This window comes from Bacteroidales bacterium (genome assembly GCA_029210725.1).
Classification (GTDB): domain Bacteria; phylum Bacteroidota; class Bacteroidia; order Bacteroidales.
This window is the reverse complement of record JARGFM010000004.1, coordinates 1-18,152: the sequence shown is the minus strand read 5'-3', so window position 1 is coordinate 18,152 and position 18,152 is coordinate 1. Positions and strand designations below refer to the sequence as shown.

14 protein-coding genes, 1 tRNA gene and 1 pseudogene are annotated in these 18,152 nt (G+C 47.2%); 12 read left to right on the top strand and 4 right to left on the bottom strand.

The features are described from left to right. Positions 1–11 precede the first annotated feature (11 nt). From P1P86_03130 to P1P86_03115, 4 genes are read left to right on the top strand one after another with little or no spacing between them, the layout of a single operon-like run. The gene (locus P1P86_03130; protein ID MDF1574168.1) at positions 12–1,001 is read left to right on the top strand and encodes a DUF6340 family protein; all 990 of its coding nucleotides are present in this window, start codon (positions 12–14) and stop codon (positions 999–1,001) included. Positions 1,002–1,055: 54 nt separating this feature from the next. Then, positions 1,056–2,285: a M48 family metallopeptidase gene (locus tag P1P86_03125; protein MDF1574167.1), complete on the top strand. Its 1,230-nt coding sequence runs from the start codon at positions 1,056–1,058 to the stop codon at positions 2,283–2,285. Between the two features lie 60 nt (positions 2,286–2,345). Beyond that, the gene (locus P1P86_03120) at positions 2,346–3,725 is read left to right on the top strand and encodes a Gfo/Idh/MocA family oxidoreductase (GenBank protein MDF1574166.1); all 1,380 of its coding nucleotides are present in this window, start codon (positions 2,346–2,348) and stop codon (positions 3,723–3,725) included. 45 nt (positions 3,726–3,770) lie between these two features. Further along, positions 3,771–4,829 (top strand): sugar phosphate isomerase/epimerase, encoded by a 1,059-nt coding sequence (locus P1P86_03115; GenBank protein MDF1574165.1) that lies wholly within the window; start codon positions 3,771–3,773, stop codon positions 4,827–4,829. Positions 4,830–5,129: 300 nt separating this feature from the next. Here P1P86_03115 and P1P86_03110 read toward each other — a convergent pair whose 3' ends face one another. Together P1P86_03110 and P1P86_03105 are read right to left on the bottom strand one after the other, a co-directional pair. Next, a complete protein-coding gene (locus P1P86_03110; GenBank protein ID MDF1574164.1) occupies positions 5,130–5,897 on the bottom strand; it encodes a hypothetical protein in 768 nt (255 codons plus the stop codon). A gap of 239 nt (positions 5,898–6,136) precedes the next feature. Further along, positions 6,137–6,208: transfer RNA gene (locus P1P86_03105), tRNA-Gly, on the bottom strand. A 65-nt stretch (positions 6,209–6,273) separates the two neighbouring features. On the opposite strand from P1P86_03105, the gene P1P86_03100 reads away from it, so the two are divergent. The 6 genes from P1P86_03100 to rimO all read left to right on the top strand — a co-directional run bounded on the left by P1P86_03100 (position 6,274) and on the right by rimO (position 10,557). Then, complete coding sequence (locus P1P86_03100) at positions 6,274–7,530, top strand: competence/damage-inducible protein A (protein MDF1574163.1); 1,257 nt, start codon at positions 6,274–6,276, stop codon at positions 7,528–7,530. Positions 7,531–7,650: 120 nt separating this feature from the next. Beyond that, entirely contained in the window at positions 7,651–7,893 is a 243-nt protein-coding gene (gene rpmB, locus P1P86_03095; GenBank protein ID MDF1574162.1) for a 50S ribosomal protein L28, read from the top strand. A gap of 11 nt (positions 7,894–7,904) precedes the next feature. Beyond that, on the top strand, positions 7,905–8,093 hold the full coding sequence (gene rpmG, locus P1P86_03090) for a 50S ribosomal protein L33 (protein ID MDF1574161.1): 189 nt from the start codon (positions 7,905–7,907) through the stop codon (positions 8,091–8,093). 10 nt (positions 8,094–8,103) lie between these two features. Then, entirely contained in the window at positions 8,104–8,256 is a 153-nt protein-coding gene (locus P1P86_03085; protein ID MDF1574160.1) for a DUF4295 domain-containing protein, read from the top strand. 64 nt (positions 8,257–8,320) lie between these two features. Then, a complete protein-coding gene (gene ftsY, locus P1P86_03080; GenBank protein ID MDF1574159.1) occupies positions 8,321–9,268 on the top strand; it encodes a signal recognition particle-docking protein FtsY in 948 nt (315 codons plus the stop codon). Further along, on the top strand, positions 9,265–10,557 hold the full coding sequence (rimO, locus tag P1P86_03075) for a 30S ribosomal protein S12 methylthiotransferase RimO (GenBank protein MDF1574158.1): 1,293 nt from the start codon (positions 9,265–9,267) through the stop codon (positions 10,555–10,557). Before ftsY ends, rimO begins: the two co-directional genes overlap by 4 nt. Here the strand turns inward: rimO and P1P86_03070 are convergent. Beyond that, on the bottom strand, positions 10,554–13,160 hold the full coding sequence (locus P1P86_03070; GenBank protein MDF1574157.1) for an ATP-dependent Clp protease ATP-binding subunit: 2,607 nt from the start codon (positions 13,158–13,160) through the stop codon (positions 10,554–10,556). The genes rimO and P1P86_03070 overlap by 4 nt on opposite strands. 184 nt (positions 13,161–13,344) lie before the next feature. Here P1P86_03070 and gyrA point away from each other — a divergent pair, with 184 nt between their 5' ends. Both gyrA and P1P86_03060 read left to right on the top strand, forming a co-directional pair. Then, positions 13,345–15,834: a DNA gyrase subunit A gene (gyrA, locus tag P1P86_03065; GenBank protein ID MDF1574156.1), complete on the top strand. Its 2,490-nt coding sequence runs from the start codon at positions 13,345–13,347 to the stop codon at positions 15,832–15,834. Positions 15,835–15,908: 74 nt separating this feature from the next. Further along, entirely contained in the window at positions 15,909–17,249 is a 1,341-nt protein-coding gene (locus P1P86_03060) for a tetratricopeptide repeat protein (GenBank protein MDF1574155.1), read from the top strand. A 709-nt stretch (positions 17,250–17,958) separates the two neighbouring features. On the opposite strand, the pseudogene P1P86_03055 reads toward P1P86_03060, so the two are convergent. Further along, a pseudogene (locus tag P1P86_03055) lies at positions 17,959–18,152 on the bottom strand (transposase).

The window sequence follows — 18,152 nt, the reverse complement described above, 5'->3', positions numbered from 1 at the left end:
AATATCTCTTATTGCTTGCACTGCTGTCGATGGCCCTGCATGGATGCAGAAGTATTTACAGCGTGGTCGAATTCGAGGTTCTGGAACCAGCCACGGTTCAGTTTCCCGATCAGGTGAACCAGCTGCTTTTCCTGAACCGGGCGCCTCTTACTCCGCTTATCTGGGCAGAAAACAACCAGACTGGAATGGATGCCAGGCAGCTGGTATTGTTGGATACCCTGATCATGAATAATCTGCACCGGGGCATCCTGGAGGTGTTGCGCAGCTCGCCCATTGAAAGTTTTCACATGCCCATTTGGTTAAGCGATCGAAGAATGGATACCTCGCTGCTGGAAGAACGCATTCTGACAAAGAGAGAGGTGGCCGATATGTGCGATACCATGGGCGGTGATGCCGTGATCAGCCTGGAATTTTATTCGGCCGCCCTGGATCAGCACTTTGATTACTATAAAGAAAGCCCCGGTGAGGTTCAGAATCATTACTATGAGGTTTCCAACCGTTTGATATGGAACATATACCTGCCAGACAATCCGAGGCCCTTCGACCGCTATACCCTTACAGATACGCTCTTTTTTCCAGCCATCAGCGATGGGGAATTTCTGCCCTATTCTCCCGGAGTAGATATGATCCGGGAACTCTTTTACGGCAGTGGCATAAAATATGGTTCCTATCTGGTGCCTATCTGGAACCGGACCACCAGGTTGCTTTACGGGGGAAAGGAAGATTCTCTGAAACTGGCTGTGAAATATACCGGCAAAGGGGACTGGGAGCAGGCTTATTCCATTTGGAACCGCCTGAGTGAATCTGGCGACAGTACGCTGGGATCCAAGGCATATTACAATATGGCAATCTATTATGAAATTGAGGACAATCTTGATTCGGCCAGCATGATGCTTGATATGGCACTGGAACGGGACACCCTGGCCCGGGTCCGGATGTACCGGGAAGAGCTGGATGTGAGGTTATTGAACAGAAATGATATACTTAAGCAGGTGAACTAATGACCGGAGACCCGGTTTCGGGAGAAGCTGAAAGTTAACTTAAAGGATTTTTTGATGTATAATACGGTATTTGTCCTGATCATAGCAGTTTTGATCTTTGCTTATGTGCTGGAGAGGATTCTTGACAAGCTGAACCTGGATCACACACTTCCGGTTTTGCCGGATGAAGTGGCCGGGGTCTTCGATGCTGAGGAGTATAAAAGGAGCCAGTTGTATAAACGGGATAATACCCGTTTCTCTTTTGTTAGCAGTTCCTTGAGCTTTGTGGGGATGTTGCTCCTCTTCTTCTTCGGTGCATTTGGCTGGTATGATCGCCTGATTGAAGGCTTAAGCAGTCACTATGTAGTGCACGTACTTATCTTTTTTGGGTCATTTGCCCTGCTCGGGGATTTGCTGAACACCCCCTTCGATCTCTATAATACCTTTGTACTGGAAGAAAAGTATGGATTTAACCGAACCACGGTCCGGACTTATATCCTGGATAAACTTAAAGGCTGGCTGATTGGTGCCATTGTGGGAGGGGGGCTGCTGGCCCTGGTCACCTGGATCTATATGCTCACAGGCAAATGGTTCTGGCTGATTGCCCTTGGCCTGATAAGCCTGGTCTCGGTTTTTCTGAATATGTTCTATTCCACCCTGATCGTTCCTTTGTTCAATAAACAAATCCCACTGGAAGAGGGGTCTCTGAAGAGTAAAATAGAGGAATTTATCATTGAAGCCGGATTCAGGGTGGACCACATATTTGTGATCGATGGTTCCAAACGTTCCAGCAAGGCCAATGCCTATTTCAGCGGGCTGGGGCCCCGGAAACGGATCGTCCTTTATGATACCCTGGTGGAGAATCTGGAGGAGGAGGAAATTGTGGCCGTACTGGCACATGAAGTGGGTCATTACAAGAAGAAACATTCGGCCGGCGGAATGGTCCTGGGTACCTTGCAAACGGCCCTTATGTTCTACCTCTTTTCTCTCTTTGTGGGTGTGGACAGTTTTGCAGTGGCCCTGGGAGGGGCAGAGGCTTCGTTTCATCTGGGATTGCTGGCCTTCGGAGTGCTATACTCTCCCATATCTATGCTTACAGGACTGGGCACCAATGCCTTATCGAGGCGTTTTGAGTTCCAGGCAGATCAGTATGTGAAGGAGAATTATGTAGCAGACAGGCTGATTTCTTCACTTAAGAAGCTTTCAAAAAATAACCTGAGCAATCTCGCTCCCCACCCGGCATATGTGTTCTTTCACTATTCTCATCCACCTTTAATTCAGAGGATCAGGTCCTTACAAAAATAGGGACACAATAAAATTATTGACTATCTTTATTGGAGTTGTATTCGTCAATTCCTCTGCCTCATGGGGGTACAAAAAAGCAGATTTATTAAACGGCGTGAATTTCTCACCGGCGTGGCTTCTGTGCCGCTTTTGGGAGCCCGTGGAGTGCTTTCTGAAAAAGGCAGCAGCCAGATGCAAAAACAGGGGGCAGCGAGAATCCCTCCCATCCGTCTTGGAGTTATCGGGTATGGAAAAAGGGCAGAAGAGTTAATCAGGGCGATGGAGCCCGGGGATCTGAATATTGAATTCCGGGCTGTATGTGATGTTTTTGACCTTCGCCTGAAGCGGGGACTGCAAGCGGTGGGATCCGGGGCCAGAGGCTATAAAAACTACCTGGATATGATGAATATCGAGGATCTGGATGCGGTAATCATTGCCACCCCCGACCACTGGCATGCCCCCATGGCCATCGAGGCCGCCGGCAGAGGCTTGCATATCTACCTGGAGACCGTCATGGCCCGGACCCTGGAGGAGTCCAAAGCCTTGAGGGATGCGGTCAGGAAAAGTGGTGTGGTATTTCAACTGGGGCACCAGGGCCGGCAACGTGATCTTAACGTGAAAGCCAGGGAATTGATTCACAAGGATACTTTGGGAAAGATTAGCCTGGTGGAGACCACTACCAACCTGAACAGTCCGCTGGAGGAATGGAACATCAGTGAAGGTGAACCGGCAAGTGCCGGCTCCGTTGACTGGGACTTGTTTCAGGGTCCTGCCACCGATAAACAGGCCTTCAGCATCCACAGGTATTACGGGTGGAGGAATTACTGGGCTTACGGGAACGGTATGTCGGGCGAGCTCCTGACCAATGAATATGATGCAGTCAATTCCATCATGGATCTGGGTATCCCCGAATCTGCCATCGCCTCTGGAGGACTTTATTACCACAGGAATGGAAGGGAGGTGCCGGATGTGTTCCAGGCAAGCTTTGAGTTTCCCGGCAGGGCCCTGTCTCTGCTTTACAGCGGGACCCTGTCCAGTGGAATTCCCAGGGGGACCCTCTTTATGGGCCGGGACGCAAGCCTGGAGCTTGGGAGAATACTCTCTGTCTGGGCAGACAAGAGGTCCGTCAAGTATAAGAGCCGGATAGAAGCAGGAATTATTGATCCGGCGGCGCCTTTCGTTAACTACATGAGTGCTGAGCAAAACGTGGATGCAGTGTCCTCAGCGACCTCCAAATACTATGCGGACAGGGGACTGGTAAGTACCTACCGGGAGGGAAAACAGGTGAACACCACCCGGCTTCATCTCGCAGAATGGTTGAAGGGTATCCGGGACGGAGGGGCCACAAGCTGCAACATCGACAGGGGGTTTGAAGCGGCTGTTACTGCCCGGATGGCTACCCGGTCATTCCTGGAAGGGAGAAAAGTAAGATGGGATGCGGAAACAGAAACAATTGTATAATACATAAACACCTAAACTACCAATAAAATGAACACTTCCAGTCACATGAAAAGACGTGAATTTTTACAGAAAACGGCGGTCAGCACAGCTGCCATTGGTTTATCTTCTCCGGCCATGCAGATGATGGCCGGCGAGAGCCGGAAGAAAGCGGTCAATAAAGTGGGCCTTTACAGCATCACCTTCCTGGGGGTCTGGTACAAGGGCGACGCGCTTACCCTGGATGAAATGATGGTCAAAGCCAAAACGTTTGGGTATGACGGAATTGAGATCGACGGGAAGAGGCCCCATGGGAATCCCCTGGATATGCCCACGGCCCGTTGCAAGGAACTGAAGTCTAAAGCGGCCGATCTGGGATTGGACATCTACGCGGTTTCGGCCAACAATGATTTCAGCAGTCCCGTTCCGGAGTACCGGGAGTGTCAGATCGTGTATCTCCGGGAACTGATGCGGATGAGCTCTGATCTGGGGGTGATTCCCCTCAGGGTCTTCCTGGGCTGGCCGGGTGTTACCCTGCATCCCAGCGGCGGGAGATACGATATTGCCAGGGAGAGCTGGCAGCATGCACATTACCAGTTTGAACCTGAGCAGATCTGGGAATGGTGCAGGGATGGATTAATTGAGAGTGCCAGGTATGCCGAAGATTTCGGCCTCACCCTGGCCCTTCAGAATCACAAACCGGTGATCAACGACTGGAGGGATATGATGCGGATGATTGAAGAGGTTGATTCCCCTGCTTTAAAAGCATGCCTGGATGCTCCCATCATGGAGGAGAAGACCCCTGAAAATATCAGGGAAGCCGCACAGGCAGTAAAGGGTATACAGATGTTGACCCATTTCGGAGGTGAGTTCGACAGAGATGCAGACGGAAGGATCGTGGATACCCAGGATCACAGTGATCACGGCGATAAAGCGGCGGAGCAGAAAGCGGAAAAATACCTGCCCGAGTTTGTTAAAAACATGAAGGAGATCGGGTATGAAGGCTACTACAGTTATGAGCTGTGTCACCCGCTTCCCCTGGTAAATGGAGAAAAGGTCGGAATCGACTTCGTGGAAAAGAACGCGAAACTGGCCTGTGAGATGATGAAGGGGCTGGTACAGATTTAAATATTGCGCGGAAGTTTTACATAAAAAGTAGTTCCTCCCGGTTCTTCTGAGGTAAAATACACCTTTCCGTTTAAGTAATCTTCAGAAAACAATTTGATGCTGTATGTTCCGATTCCTCTTCCGGTTCCTTTAGTTGAAAAAGAACGATTGAATACCTGGTACCGGATTTCTTCTGACATTACTATTGGATTGTTGATGCAGAATGTGATATGATTCGGATCAGTGGTACACCCTGCTGTAATACGGTCTCCTGATTTGCTGGCTTCTATGGCATTTTTCAGGAGGTTCCCCAGCACTCTTTTAAGCAAAACCACATCGCTTCTGAAAACGATATCCTCCTGTTGAAAGGTCTGGTCGACAGAAATACCGCGCCTGCCTGCCTGCCATCTCTTTGTAATCACCACAGGCATTTTCAAGGATGGTCCGCACAGAGATTGGCTCTGCATGAATCACCATATTTCCCGCTTCAGCTTCCAGCAGTTTTTGCTGATAGGTGATGTCCTCAAGAAGTTCAGAAATTCCTCTTTCTGCAATTTCCAGGTAGGTGCCATTTCCAATACCATTCTCCTGAATAAGTTTTAAAAAACCGTTGATTGTGCCTGCCTTGTTCTTAATATCGTGAAAGAAAGTCTTTTCAAGCTGTTCTTTCCTTTTTACCGGACTGATATCCTCCAGAGTCACTATAAAGAAAGATTCTCCTCTCCAGTCGAATGGTTTGGAGGAGACGTTGTAATTTGCCGGTATTATCTTACCGTTGATATTCATATTGATCATGGCCTCTTCAATCACCAGATCATTCATTTTTTGACTTCTGAGGACTGCGTTTACTGCCCCACAATACCTGCAATTTTCTGATGTTCCGCATCCACCTGGTTCTTTATTGGAATGTATGCAACTGAATAATTCGCCAGGGCGAAAGCCTACCAGTTTATCCATGTCCTGATATCCCAGGTGATTCATCAGCAGGTGATTACTGTATATAACCTGCCTTTTATCATTCAATATTAAAAACATATAGGGCGTTTTGGCCATCACCCTGTCCAGAAATTCGGATGCTTCAATGCTCACCTTCTGACGCACTACCTCACTCAGTTAGTCCCTCTCTGCTGGTGCATAAAAAGTCTGATTCTTTTGATCCATATTATTATACATTTAAGATATACGAGATGGAATACGCATCGTTATTACCTTGTAAGATTACGAAATAGAACCGGAAAAGTTATAAAATCAATGAACTGCAGGAGTAGTGAGCAATTGCAAAAAAAAAGGACTTACAGCTGAAAAGCCATAAGTCCTTTCACTAAAAGAGCGGGAAATGGGGTTCGAACCCACGACCCTCAGCTTGGGAAGCTGATGCTCTACCACTGAGCTACTCCCGCAGCAGTGACAAATTTACATTTAATTTGTATATTTTTGCCAGGCAGCTGAAAAAACCAGCGGATAAATGAAAAGTGTCCTGATTACCATAGGGGATGAGATCCTGATCGGGCAGGTGGCCGACACCAATGCCGTGTGGATTTCTCAGCAACTGAACACTCTTGGAGTTCAGGTGGGGGAGATGGTGACCGTTTCAGATGAGGCCGGTCAGATCACCGAAACGCTCGACAGGTTTATGGGGCGGTACGATCTGCTGATTATGACCGGGGGATTGGGGCCAACCCGGGATGACATCACCAAACAGACTCTTGCAGCCTATTTTAACAGCAAGCTGGTAAGCCATCCGGAGGTACTGGAAAAAATTACCACCTTTTTCAGAGAACGCGGCCGTTCCATGATTGAATCCAACCTCAGACAGGCCGATGTGCCGGAAGTTTGCCGGGTGTTGATGAATAATCACGGAACGGCGCCCGGAATGTGGTTCGAGAAGGATGGTTCCATTCTGATCTCTTTGCCAGGGGTTCCATACGAAATGAAGGGCCTGATGGAGGACCATGTGATCCCTGAAATCCGCAGAATGAACCAGGTGCCTCATGTGGTTCACCGGACCATTATGACCCAGGGGGTTCCTGAATCCTACCTGGCAGACATGCTGCGTAACTGGGAAAACGCCCTGCCCGCCTGTGTGAAACTGGCCTATTTGCCCAGGCCGGGTATTGTCAGGTTGCGTTTGACTGTGATTGACAAATGTGCCGAAGATTCAAAACAAATACTTGATGTAATTATAGGTAAACTATTGGAAATCATCCCCGAACATATTTTTGGCTTTGACGATATTTCCCTGGAGGAGTCCCTCGGGATTCTCCTGCGGGAGCGGGGTTTAACCCTTGCCACTGCGGAAAGTTGTACCGGCGGAAATATTGCCAGATTGATCACCGCGGTTCCGGGCAGCTCGGACTACTTCACCGGATCGGTGATCGCCTATCAGAACCGCATAAAAACAGAAGTGCTTGGGGTGGATCCCTTACTGATCAAAGAAAAGGGGGCCGTTTCCGGGGAAGTGGTGGAACAAATGGCCTGTGGTGCACGGGAGGCACTGGGAACAGACACAGCCATTGCCACCTCCGGGATTGCTGGCCCCGGTGGGGGAAGCGATGAAAAACCCGTGGGAACGACCTGGTTATGTGTGCAATATGGAGTGAAATCTTATACAGGGGAATTTCGTTTCGGAGGTTCACGGGAAAGAATCATAGACCAGGCCAGCAGCACCGCTCTTCAGCTTCTTCGCCGTTTAATTCTGGACAATCTTAAAGCCAGCCGGTAAAGCTTCGGTTTTCGCTGAAGTATATGAAGGGCTTTTTTTGAATGGAATGTTTGATTATTTGATAAATAATTGCGTACTTTGCGCCTCGTTAGAAGAATCGATCTGAAATTATAAGGAAAAATGTCGAAAATTTGTCAGATAACAGGTAAGAAGATGATGGTGGGAAACAACGTATCTCACTCTAAGAGAAGGACTAAAAGAACCTTCCAGCCGAATCTCTTCGATAAGAAGTTTTATCTTGAAGAAGAAGACAGGTATGTAAGTCTCCGCGTTTCTGCTCAGGCAATTCGCACCATCAATAAGAACGGTCTGAAAGCTACTCTGGATGACGCTGTTAAGAAAGGATTTTTAAAATCTTACTAAGAGACTAGGAAATGGCTAAAAAAGGTAAAGGAAACAGGGTACAGGTAATTCTCGAATGCACTGAGCATAAAGAGAGTGGAATGCCTGGTACTTCACGGTATATTTCAACCAAGAACAGGAAGAATACCCCTGACAGGCTTGAGCTGAAGAAGTACAATCCCATATTGAAAAAAGTAACTGTTCATCGCGAAATCAAATAAGATCTGAAAAATGGCTAAGAAAGTAGTAGCAAGTTTGCAGAGCGGAGAGGGAAGAAATTTCACCAAGTGCATCAAAATGGTGCGTTCCCCCAAATCCGGAGCTTACATCTTCGAAGAAGAGATGGTGCACAATGACCATATCAAAGATTTCTTTGGTAACTAATCATTGTCAATCATATATAATCATAAAGCTTTCTTAATTTTAAGGAAGCTTTTTTTTAATCGGTATGGGACTTTTTACTTCAGAAAAGAAGAAGAATCTTGATAGAGGACTGGAGAAGACCAAGGAGAGTGTTTTCAAGAAACTGTCCAGAGCTGTTGTTGGGAAATCCCGGGTTGACGATGAGGTTCTGGATAAGCTGGAAGAGGTACTCATCACTTCGGATGTGGGGGTGGACACCACCCTGAGGATCATTGAACGGATAGAAACCCGGGTTTCTGTAGATAAGTTTTTAAATGTAAATGAGTTAAATGCAATCTTAAAAGAGGAGATCGTTCTTCTTCTGGAGGAAAACAATTCCGGAGTCGTCAGCGCTTTCGAAGATCCCCTGCCTGCTTCTCCCTATGTCATTATGGTGGTTGGAGTGAATGGAGTTGGAAAAACCACAACCATTGGAAAACTGGCCTATCATTTCAAGAAAGGAGGGAAGAAGGTCCTTTTGGGAGCGGCCGACACCTTCCGGGCAGCAGCAGTGGATCAACTTTCTGTATGGGCCGAACGGGTAGAGGTTGATATCGTGAAGCAGCCAATGGGTTCGGACCCCGCTTCGGTGGCCTTCGACACCCTTTCTTCTGCGGTGTCCGGGAATGCTGATGTGGTTATCATTGATACTGCAGGCCGCTTACACAATAAGGTGAACCTGATGAATGAACTCAGTAAGATCAGGCGTGTTATGCAGAAGGTGATCCCGGAGGCACCCCATGAGATCCTCTTAATTCTGGATGGATCGACAGGACAGAACGCCTTTGAACAGGCGAAGCAGTTTACCATAGCCACAGAGGTGAATGCACTGGCTCTTACGAAACTGGATGGAACTGCCAAAGGAGGGGTGGTGCTGGGTATTTCTGACCAGTTCCATATCCCGGTGAAGTATATCGGTATTGGCGAAAAACTGGAAGATCTTCAGATTTTTGACCGTAATGAATTTGTGGACAGCTTATTCAGCCACGAATGACTGTCCATATTCTTACACTGGGTTGCTCCAAAAACCTGGTCGATTCCGAACACCTGCTCGCACAGTTCCGTGCCTCAGGTTACCAGGTGCTTCATAATACCTATGAAGCAAACGCAGATGTGGTAATCATCAATACCTGCGGATTTATCCTGGATGCCAAAGAGGAATCGGTAGATACGATTTTGTCCTATGTGGAGGAGAAAAAGCGTGGCACGATCAGGAAACTTTTTGTGATGGGCTGTCTTTCAGAGCGTTACAAAGAGGACCTAAGTGCGGAAATGCCTGAAGTGGATGGATTTTACGGGGTTTGGGAAATGCCCGCCATCCTTGAGGCCATGGGCAGCAAGCTGGATCAGCTCCTGCTTCATGAACGCGTACTTACAACTCCTTCCCACTATGCCTATTTAAAGATATCGGAAGGGTGCAACCGCTCCTGTGCCTTTTGTGCCATTCCAGGAATACGTGGCGTGCAGCAATCCATCTCTGTGGAGGATCTGATAAATGAGAGTCAGAATCTGGTTCGTCATGGGGTCAGGGAGTTGATCCTGATTGCGCAGGATCTGACCAATTACGGGATGGATCTCTATGGGAACAGGGCACTTCCCGAATTGCTCAGGCAGCTGGTTAAGATCAAGGATCTGGAATGGATCCGTCTTCATTATGCTTTTCCTACCGGTTTTCCGGAAGAGGTAATCGATCTGATGGCTTCCGAAGAGAAGATTTGCAACTACCTGGATATTCCCATCCAGCACGTGAACAATCCTGTTCTTAAAGCCATGGGCAGGGGGCATAACAGGGAAGACCTTGAGAACTTATTAAATCTTTTCCGTGCGAAGGTGCCCGGTGTGGCCCTGCGGACCACGGTGCTTACCGGTTTTCCGGGGGAAACTGAAGAGGCATTTTCTGAATTGCTCCAGTTTATCACTGAATTCAGATTTGACAGGCTGGGTGTTTTTCCCTACTCTCATGAAGAGGATACAACGGCATACAAATTCTACAAAGACACGGTTCCGGCCCGGCTCAAATCGAAACGCGCTTCAACCATCATGGAACTGCAGCAGGGAATTTCCCTGGAACTCAACAACGAGAAGATTGGGAAAGCATTTAAGGTTTTGATCGACAGGAAAGAAGGGGGATATTATGTGGGGCGAACCCAGTATGACTCTCCGGAAGTTGACAATGAGGTCCTGGTAGAAGACAAACAGGAACTCACCCCTGGTAATTTTTACCAGGTAAGAATTACCGGGGCCGGTGAATTTGACCTCTATGGAGTGCCGGATCAGTTCTAGGCTATTTCCTCTCCTTCGGGCAGCTCTTTTTTTCCTTCGGGCAACTCCTTGTTTTCCTTCGATTTAGGCAGCGATTTCTTCTTTTTGATGGAGACCGTTATTTCCTCGTTCTCCTTATCAAAATTCACCATCATGGTATCGCCTTCAACCATGGACGATTTGATGATCGTTTCGGCCATGGGATCTTCAAGGTATTTCTGGATGGCGCGCTTCAGGGGTCTGGCGCCGTACTGAATATCATAGCCTTTATCCAATACATAATCTTTGGCCTCGTCGGAAAGTTTGATTCCGTAGCCAAGTGTTGCTACTCTTTCATAGAGCCCTTTCAGTTCAATATCAATGATTTTATGGATATCCTCCCTGGAAAGGGTATTAAAGAGTACGACATCGTCGATACGGTTCAGGAATTCGGGAGCAAAAGCCCGTTTTAAAGCTTTCTGAATGACCCCTTTGGAATATTCATTGGCAGCGTTTTGCCTGGCTTTTGTAGCAAAGCCAACTCCCTGACCGAAATCTTTCAATTCTCGTGTCCCGATATTGGAGGTCATGATCACGATGGTGTTCCGGAAGTCCACGCGCCTTCCCAGGCTATCTGTCAGCTGGCCCTCATCCAGAACCTGCAGCAGTATATTGAACACATCTGGATGGGCCTTTTCTATTTCATCGAGCAGAACCACGGCATAGGGCTTACGGCGCACTTTTTCCGTAAGCTGACCACCCTCTTCATAACCCACATATCCCGGAGGAGCACCCACCAGCCTGGATACGGAAAATTTCTCCATATACTCGCTCATGTCGATACGAATCAGGTTGTCGATGGACTCAAAGAGGTATTCGGCCAGGACCTTGGCCATTTGTGTTTTTCCAACCCCGGTGGGTCCCAGGAATACAAAGGTCCCGATCGGTTTATTGGGATCTTTCAGTCCGGCCCTGTTGCGCTGGATGGATTTGACCACCTTGCTGATGGCTTCATCCTGACCAATCACACTTCCACGGAGTTCATCGGCCATTTTCAGGAGCCTGGCACCCTCGGCCTGAGCAATCCGCTGAACGGGTACACCCGTCATCATGGCCACCACTTCTGCTACTTTCTCTTCATCCACGGTTTCCCGGTTCTGAGAGAGCTCTTTCTCCCATTTTTTCTTTTCAGAATCGAGCCTGTCCAGTAACTCCTTCTCTTTATCCCGGTAGCTCGCAGCTTTTTCGAAGTTCTGATTCTTGACTGCCTGAATCTTATCTTGTTTTGTTACTTCAATTTCTTTTTCCAGGTTGACGATCTGATCGGGAACCACAATGTTGGAAATATGAACTCTTGATCCTGCTTCATCCAGGGCGTCTATCGCTTTGTCCGGAAGGTGACGATCACTGATGTAGCGCTGCGTAAGCTTCACGCAGGCCTTGATGGCGTCATCCGTATAATTTACATTGTGATGGATCTCATAGCGTTCCTTGATATTCTTGAGAATATCGATGGTTTCCTCCGGCGAGGTAGGATCGATCAACACCTTCTGAAACCTTCGTTCCAGAGCTCCATCTTTTTCGATATGCTGTCTGTATTCATCCAGGGTCGTTGCCCCAATGCATTGTATTTCACCTCTGGCCAGAGCCGGCTTCAGCATATTGGCTGCATCCAGGGAACCGGTGGCCCCTCCGGCTCCGACAATCGTATGAATCTCATCGATAAAGAGGATGATTCCCGGATTCTTGGTAAGTTCATTGAGGATGGCCTTCATACGTTCCTCAAATTGCCCCCGGTATTTTGTACCGGCCACAATGGAAGCCAGATCAAGGGTAACTACGCGCTTGTCAAACAGAACACGACTCACTTTTCGCTGAATAATCCTTAGTGCAAGTCCTTCAGCAATGGCAGATTTACCCACTCCGGGTTCCCCGATAAGGATGGGGTTGTTCTTTTTACGACGGCTCAGGATCTGCGCCAATCGCTCAATTTCTATTTCCCTGCCAACAATGGGATCCAGCCGGTCCTCTTCGGCAGCCTTGGTCAGGTCAATTCCAAAATTATCCAGGACCGGAGTGTCAGAACTGCTCTTTTGAGAAGCGCCCGGACCACCTTTCGAACCTCCGGGATGTCCTCCGCCGCCTCCGCTGCCAAAAGGACCTTTACCCTCCTCATCTTCATCTCCGGGAAAATCTGCCTGGTTTTCGGGCTGAGATTCTGAAATCTCCTGCTTCACCTTATTATAGGTAATATCATTCTCCACCAGGTACCTCGTGGCATAATTGTTATCATCCTTAAGGATAGCCAGGAGAAGATGATTGGTATCGATGGTCTTTTCTTTCATAGAACGTGCCTCCAGGTGTGTTAGCTTAAGGATTCTCTCCGCGCTTTTCAGAAGAGGCAGACTGTCAGGGTCTGTCACGGTCGAGGGCTGGTCGTTCCGTATAGCCTTTTCAATAGCCATTCTCAGGTCGTAAAGTTCAACTCCCAGAACAACGAGCACATCAATAGCCAATCCTTCTCCGTCCCTCAGAATCCCCAGAAAAAGGTGCTCTACGCTGATGTGAGAGTTGCCAAGCCTGATGGCTTCCTCCTTGCTGTATCCAAGTACGTCTTTTATCCTTTGTGAAAACTGTGCATCCATACGGCAAAGTAACTAATAAGGCATGAGATTATCAATAAAACACTCATCTATTATAAACAGTTCACTGTTAATAAAAGCGCAATTAAATCAAGGTTTTTAGGGTGGAAATGACTATTTTCGTGTGTTATTAAAGCAGCTGGATAATCAGCATATAAAATATTGATAATTAATTAGTTGTAAACAGATGGCGGAAGGAGAAAAAATACTGAGGATCAATATTGAGGAGGAAATGAAATCCGCTTACATCGATTACTCGATGTCGGTAATCGTTTCACGGGCATTGCCGGATGTTAGAGATGGTCTGAAGCCAGTTCATCGCAGGGTCCTTTTTGGAATGTCGGAACTGGGAATCTTTTCCAACAGACCTTATAAGAAATCTGCAAGAATAGTAGGAGAGGTGTTGGGTAAGTACCATCCGCACGGGGACTCATCCGTATACGATGCCATGGTAAGAATGGCTCAGCAGTGGTCCTTGCGATATCCGCTGGTGGAAGGACAGGGAAACTTTGGATCGGTGGACGGGGACAGCCCTGCGGCCATGAGGTATACTGAAGCACGTTTGCGGAAGATCGCGGAGGAGAGCATGGCCGACCTGGATAAGAACACGGTGGACTTTCAGCTGAATTTTGATGATACCCTGGAAGAACCGACGGTGATGCCTACCCGCATACCGACTTTACTTATCAATGGAACATCCGGTATCGCAGTGGGTATGGCCACCAATATGCCGCCCCATAACCTGAGTGATGCGGTGGATGCCATCGTGGCCTATATCAATGATTATGACATTGAGATCAGCAAGCTTACCGAGATCCTGAAAGCTCCGGATTTTCCCACAGGGGGGATCATTTACGGGTATAATGGGGTGAAGGAGGCCTATGAGACTGGCAGGGGAAGGATTGTTGTAAGGGCCAAAAGTGAAATTGAGGTTACCGATTCGGGACGGGAAAAGATAATAATAACGGAGATTCCCTACCTGGTAAATAAGGCTGAATTGATTCGCAAAACTGCCGATTTGATCAATGAAAAGAAGATCGAGGGGATTTCCTACATTAATGATGAATCGGACCGGCAGGGAATGCGTATAGTGATCATTATCAAAAGGGATGCAAGCGCCCATGTTGTTCTAAATAACTTATTGAAATACACGCAGTTACAGACATCCTTCAATGTTAATAACATTGCACTGGTCAAGGGAAGGCCACGCACACTGAACCTGAAACAGATTATTACCTATTTTGTGAATCACCGGCACGACGTGGTGGTTCGCCGTACCCAGTATGATCTTGATCAGGCCCAGAAGAGGGCTCATATTCTAGAAGGGCTTCTGAAGGCGCTGGATCATATTGATGAGGTGATTGCGCTGATCAGAGCGTCCAAAACACCCGATGAGGCCCGGGAAGGGCTGATGGAGAAGTTCGGATTTACGGAGATCCAGGCCAGGGCCATTCTGGATATGAGGCTTCAGCGACTGGTGGGCCTCGAACGTGATAAGATACGCGCTGAGTTTGAGGAATTAATCAAGATGATCGAGTACTATAAAAAAATTCTTTCTGATGAGGGCTTGCGTATGGAGATCATTAAGGAGGAGCTTCTGGATGTAAAAGAGAAATTTGGGGATGAACGAAGAACCGCTCTGGTACCCGATGAAGGGGAATTCGATCCCGAGGACTTCTATTCGGACGATGACATGGTGATTACCATCTCCAAACTGGGCTATATCAAGCGAACCCCGCTGCATGAGTTCAGGACCCAGAACAGGGGGGGAGTGGGTGCCAAAGGAGGCGCCACCAGGGACGAGGACTTTATGGTGAATATGTTTGTGGCCACCATGCACAATACCATTCTGTTTTTTACTGAAAACGGGAAGTGCTACTGGCTCAAGGTATATCAGATTCCTGAGGGGGCACGAGCTACCAAGGGACGAGCCATCCAGAATCTGATTAACATTGAATCGGAGGATACAGTAAAAACCTTTGTCAATGTGAAAGACCTGAAAGACAACGACTACATCAACAACAACTACATTGTCCTGGCTACCAAGAAGGGTGTGATCAAGAAGACCAGGCTGGAGGCCTACTCACGGCCACGGCAGAACGGGATCAATGCGATTCTGGTCAGGGAAGGAGATACTCTCCTGGATGCCAGGCTGACCGACGGAGACATGGAGATGATGCTGGCGGTTCGTTCGGGCAAGGCCATTCGTTTTCATGAAGATACCGTCAGGGCGGTTGGCCGGACCGCATCCGGCGTCAAAGGGGTGACCCTCGGAGGGCCGAAGGATGAAGTGGTTGGTATGATAACTGCCAAACCCGAAGAAAAAGATATTCTGGTAATCTCAGAAAATGGTTTTGGAAAACGCTCCATTCTGGACGACTACCGGTTCACCAACCGGGGCGGAAAAGGAGTTAAAACGATCAATATCACGGAGAAAACCGGTAATCTCATTGCCATGAAAGCGGTGACCGATGAGGATGACCTGATGATTATTACTGAAAACGGGATTGCTATCAGGCTGGCTGTAAGAGGCATCCGGGTAATGGGACGTAACACGCAGGGGGTGAGGCTGATAAATCTCAGAGATGGAGATCAGATTGCTGCTGCTACTCAGGTACCGGCTAACAGCGAAAACGGTGATGATAACGAGACAGATACTGAGGCTGTTGAAGAATAGGAAACTGTTCTGGCATTCTATTTGAAGGTATAAGGTAAAGTTGTATTTTTAAAGTCAAATTAATCACAATCAATATGAGAAAGTTAATCACACTGGTAATCTTTGCCACAGCTGTAATTGGACTGAATGCCCAGGACCTGGGTACCACTGTAGTTCTGCTGAATGCCAATACGGTTAAAAAGAAAGTAGAAAAAAATGATGCAAACATTCAGGACGCAAAAAAGAGTTTGAAAGCCAAAACCTGGATGGATAGGGGAGAACTCTTCCAGGATGTCTTTAACATCGGACTGGAACAGGTCCAGGAGGGCATGGATACAAAGATGCTCATTCTTTTCTACAAGCAACCCTTAAGTATTGAAAACGAAACCATGGAGGATGGCTCTCAGAAAGAGACTTACATTTATGAGAATATGAAATATATTTTTATCGATGGAGTGCTGCAACAGTGGGTGAGAGTGAATCCCATTCACGAAGAACCTCTGAAGGTTTCCATGGAAGCTTATAAAAAAGCCCTTGAGCTGGATGAAGGAGGTAAGCTGGAGTCCAGGATAAAGGAGGGTTTAATCGAAGTAAAGGCAATGTTAAAGAGACAGGGTGTAAATGACTATTATTCAGAAGATTATAAAGGAGCATTGGACTGTTTTGAAGATGTATTGCAGATCAATCAGCTGGACCTGTTTGCCGGCGAACTGGATACCGTAATGGTGCAGTATTCGGGTATCATATCCAGGGAGATTGCTGCTAAGACAGATAACGACGAGCTTTATAATAAGTCCATCAATTACTACAAGCAGCTGGCAGCTGCCGATTTTGGTGGTCCCAATACCTATCTGCAGATTAAAATGGATTATATGAGTCTGGGCGATACGGTTAGCGCACTGGAAATCCTCAAAGAAGCCTACGAAAAGTATCCGGATACCGTGAGTGTTATAGCTAATATTGCTGATACTTATATCCAGATGAAAGATATTGATGAAGGGATCGCTTTTATGGAGAGTGTGGTGGAGAATAATCCGGAAATCCCGGAATCATATTACTGGCTGGGCCGCATGCTGATCAATAAAGAAGAAGTGGAAGCTATTGACAAAGCCATTGAAGCGTACAATAAGGCCGGAGAGATTGATCCGTCCATTTATTACGTATGGTACGATCTGGGCTATATCTATTATCTCCAGGGAGCTGATTTCTTCGAAAGGAGTAATGATGAGCAGGACGAAAACATCCGTAATCAACTCATAGAACTTGGTAAAGTGAAGTACCAGGCGGCTATTCCAATTCTGGAGAAAGCATATGAACTGAATTCAGAGAACGAGGGTGTTAAATATGAAACTCTTGATCTGCTTCAGAGAATCTATTACAAGGAGGAGATGACCGATCAATATGAGCGTGTGAAGGCCTTAAAGGAAAATCTGTAAGTCGAAAAACTTACAGGTCGATACAATAATGAAGGGGAGGTATATCAGAATATCTCCCTTTCTGTTTATATTTTCTATTTAACATAACATTAATTATAGGACATTCAAAGCAAATTGCTTTCAGGTTCCCTGATTAACATAAAATCAGATATAGGAGCTTTTCCAGGTCCTATATCGGTACCGATTTTATGTTGAAGCAATTTGCGACCTTCTCCAGCTTAAGCAGCTTTGGCTGGATCCATCCTCACCGGTAATCCTTGTCCTATAATTGACTTCGTCGAGCTCCGCTTCGCTACGGTTGATATTATATCTGCGCTGGCAGAGATGCTTATATCCGGGCTTTCTCATTTAGGTCGACATCCTGGCTATCTTCACAGCTTTCTACAATATTTCGCCGCTTGCCTTCGCCTGGTCGCTCAGGTAAATAGACGCACAGGCCAGCGCATAAAATGTTAATTATTTGAGGTTTATGCAGATTGTCCTATAATTGACTTCGTCGAGCTCCGCTTCGCTACGGTTAGGCATTATATTAAATAGGGTCTGCTGAAAAAGTCATTTAATAAAACATTATTTCTCGGCCCTGAGTACTGACGATTGTCCGTTGCTCCGCAAAAAATGCTTCCAGGCGGACGGTAACAGAGGTTGTCCAGCCTGTCAAGGCATCCGGCAGGCTAAAAATAGAGCCAAAAAAGTGATTAGCCTCATAGTGGATGAGGTTCATCACGAAGAAGATACATGCAATCCAGCTTTCTGAAGTATCCTTCAGCCTTGCCCGGATCTGATTCAGGTTATATCCGTTTTTTCCCTGTCCGAACTTGCCTTCGATTTGATTTCTTTCAGCTGCTTCCTGTCGTTTCTTCCTTTTTTGATATTGAGTCTGTTTGGTTTTCTCAGGCTTCCGGC

Excerpts from the sequence above, each read along its gene's own strand:
- P1P86_03125 (MDF1574167.1), top strand. The coding sequence starts at position 1,056 with ATGTATAATACGGTATTTGTCCTGATCATAGCAGTTTTGATCTTTGCT.
- P1P86_03120 (MDF1574166.1), top strand. The coding sequence starts at position 2,346 with ATGGGGGTACAAAAAAGCAGATTTATTAAACGGCGTGAATTTCTCACC.
- P1P86_03115 (MDF1574165.1), top strand. The coding sequence starts at position 3,771 with ATGAAAAGACGTGAATTTTTACAGAAAACGGCGGTCAGCACAGCTGCC.
- P1P86_03100 (MDF1574163.1), top strand. The coding sequence starts at position 6,274 with ATGAAAAGTGTCCTGATTACCATAGGGGATGAGATCCTGATCGGGCAG.
- rpmB (MDF1574162.1), top strand. The coding sequence starts at position 7,651 with ATGTCGAAAATTTGTCAGATAACAGGTAAGAAGATGATGGTGGGAAAC.
- rpmG (MDF1574161.1), top strand. The coding sequence starts at position 7,905 with ATGGCTAAAAAAGGTAAAGGAAACAGGGTACAGGTAATTCTCGAATGC.
- P1P86_03085 (MDF1574160.1), top strand. The coding sequence starts at position 8,104 with ATGGCTAAGAAAGTAGTAGCAAGTTTGCAGAGCGGAGAGGGAAGAAAT.
- ftsY (MDF1574159.1), top strand. The coding sequence starts at position 8,321 with ATGGGACTTTTTACTTCAGAAAAGAAGAAGAATCTTGATAGAGGACTG.
- rimO (MDF1574158.1), top strand. The coding sequence starts at position 9,265 with ATGACTGTCCATATTCTTACACTGGGTTGCTCCAAAAACCTGGTCGAT.
- P1P86_03070 (MDF1574157.1), bottom strand. The coding sequence starts at position 13,160 with ATGGATGCACAGTTTTCACAAAGGATAAAAGACGTACTTGGATACAGC.
- gyrA (MDF1574156.1), top strand. The coding sequence starts at position 13,345 with ATGGCGGAAGGAGAAAAAATACTGAGGATCAATATTGAGGAGGAAATG.
- P1P86_03060 (MDF1574155.1), top strand. The coding sequence starts at position 15,909 with ATGAGAAAGTTAATCACACTGGTAATCTTTGCCACAGCTGTAATTGGA.